General features: G+C 28.1%; 3 protein-coding genes. 1 reads left to right on the top strand and 2 read right to left on the bottom strand.

Annotated elements, in window-relative coordinates:
* Positions 1–365: IS200/IS605 family transposase (gene tnpA, locus OM90_RS11905; RefSeq protein WP_144428588.1), on the top strand; the 365-nt coding region annotated here is incomplete at its 5' end.
* 76 nt (positions 366–441) lie between these two features.
* Here the strand turns inward: tnpA and OM90_RS11910 are convergent.
* Entirely contained in the window at positions 442–1,092 is a 651-nt protein-coding gene (locus OM90_RS11910; RefSeq protein WP_058487080.1) for a GyrI-like domain-containing protein, read from the bottom strand.
* Positions 1,093–1,156: 64 nt separating this feature from the next.
* Positions 1,157–2,050, bottom strand: coding sequence for a helix-turn-helix transcriptional regulator (locus tag OM90_RS11915; RefSeq protein WP_058487081.1), 894 nt, complete (start codon positions 2,048–2,050; stop codon positions 1,157–1,159).
* Between the last annotated feature and the right edge of the window lie 650 nt (positions 2,051–2,700).

Consider the following 2,700-nt stretch of genomic DNA (forward strand, 5'->3'; position numbering starts at 1 on the left):
GTAAAGACCATATACATATGCTTGTAAGTATTCCACCTAAATTAAGCGTATCGGGGTTTATGGGATATTTGAAAGGTAAAAGCTCACTCATGATATTTGATAGACATGCAAATTTAAAATATAGATATGGAAATAGACAATTTTGGTGCAAAGGATATTATGTAGATACAGTAGAAAGAAATAAAAAGGCAATACAAGAATATATAAAAAATCAATTACAAGAAGATATCGCAAGCGGTCACATAAGTCTAAAAGAATACATAGACCCGTTTACGGGTGAGCCAGTAAATAAAGGCAAAAAAATAACCCCTTTAGGGGTAGCCTGTGAAATAAAAGCGGTTGGCAGACTATTCAGTGCGTCTTAAGACGCTGCAAGTAATATGCCCTTATAGGGCTAGAGCAAACCACCCGTTTTACGGGTGGTTATGATTAGATTTTTTATTATATGGCACCCCTTTTAACTGGATATCGTAGAACAGTTTTCATTTTTACAGCATTAACTTTTCTTGGATCAGAAAGATAAATTTCGTGGTGATGTCTAGTATCAGATAAATCGCATTGCAAGTCATTATCGAATATAAACTTTTTAATTTTTTCAAGTGTTATTGGTTCATCATCAAAGCTACCATAATGCATACATTGCACACAAAGTCCTTCAGTAAAGGATATAAGTCTTGCTTTTGAAAGATAAATATTAAGATGTGGTTTTTTCTTTGATATAATTTCACAAGCAGTAGTAAATACTTGATTCGTCACAAATTCCGGTTGACGAATCATAGATGTCCAATGAAACTTTGACTTACTACTATAATCAAATTTATCACTATCTGCAAGCCACCAAAGTCCCTCTAAAGGAGGAACCACATACTCAAAATAGTTAGGTAACTCATAACCTTTTTTTGGCAACATTTTAATTGTATAAGATAGAGCATACAATATTTCAACTGAAGTCTGATATTCACCATTTTCTTCATTGGGATTACCTTGTCCATCAATTTGTATAAACTGCATTTCAGGTACATTTATGAGTTCAGGTTGAGATTTTGGCTGATATAAATTTTTAAACTTCTTTTTATAATCTAATTTTTTCATATTTCATTCCTCCTTTATATGTTAAGTATATAACATTTAAATAGACAATAGCATGTCATATTAATTAAGTATATATGCCTAAAATTTTTTGAAGTTTTTCTTTAATTTGTAAACGAATATACTCAGGTTCTAATACTTCACAATATTCGCCAAAGGTAAAAATGTAGTAATACATCCATTCACTTTGTGGCATGGAAAGTGTAACTTTAAAATTTCCATCAGGTAGCAATTCATATTCTGAAAACTCATCATAAACTCGATAAGCCATCTCTTTTGAAATTTGAAGAGTTAAAGTTATAATGTTATCTTGGAAAGTTTTGTTACCATCAAATATACGTTTTGGTTTTTGACGGTCAAAGTGTTTACATAAAACTGTTAAATTTTTCATTCGACATAGTTTAAAAAATCGATAATCATTACGTAGACGACAATAAGCATAAAGATACCAGCTCTGTCCTTTAAAGCATAGTTTGATGGGTTCTACAATGCGTTTTATACTGTTTTTACTTCCGTGATATATAAATTGTACAATTTTTTTTCTAAGAATTGCCGTTTTAAGTAGTGCGAATACTTCATATTCTTCATTTATATTTGTCCATCTAGAAAAATCTACTTCAATCCAATCACTATTAGAACTTCCAAACAATGAAGATATTTTTTGAACTGTCGTATTTTTTTTCTCTAAAGTAATTGCCTCTATAGCGTAAAGAGCAGAGAGAATATCTATTTTTTCATTTTCAGTTAATACAGTTTTATTCAATATAAAATCAGGAAAAAGAGAAATTCCTCCTCCTTTGCCTTTAGTCATATAGATAGGAATACCTGCTGAGGATAAGAGTTCCACGTCACGGTAAATGGTGCGAGGCGAAACCTCAAAATGCTTTGCTAGTTCCTTAGCAGTAATGGTTTTTCTATTTAATAGTAAATATATTATTTCAAATAGTCTGTTGATTTTCATATTTTCACTCCTTTTACTTTTATTATAAGAGTTTAATATGACATCAACAAGACATATTAAAATATTTAAATTCTAATATTAATTCTTAATGTTATATATTAATGCTAAAATAATTAAAAAGATTGCAAATATAAAACTTAACAAAATCGTTAACAATATTATAATTGCTTCGGGAAAATATATAAATATATGAGAAAGTAATTCTTATAGAAATAACAAAAACAGAATTAAATTATTATACAGGAGAAATACAGAAAATAAAGAAGCAGTTTGAAAAGTATTTAACAGATTATAGAACTAAATAGTAATACTAGTACAGATTAGAAAGTAAAAAAGTATTTTGGAAAAAATTCATACATTGACGCTACATCTAAAAAAATTTCTTATTTGAGCTTTCTAAAGTATAAAAAATTATTGAAAAAAATACATTTAAGTGATAAAATAACTATTAATATTTGGAATATATTATAGAATTTAGTATTATCTATATATAAATAATACGAAGAATTAATTTATATGGAGTTGAAGGAAATGATTAGACTAAAAAATAATAAAATATTAGTTAACTCGTTGTGCTAGTTAAAAATTACAAATAAAAAGCTCCAGCATTTTATGTTATCCTATCTTTACAAAGATATTTCCAAAATCCA

This window comes from Defluviitalea phaphyphila (genome assembly GCF_001466305.1).
Classification (GTDB): Bacteria; Bacillota; Clostridia; order Lachnospirales; family Defluviitaleaceae; genus Defluviitalea_A; species Defluviitalea_A phaphyphila.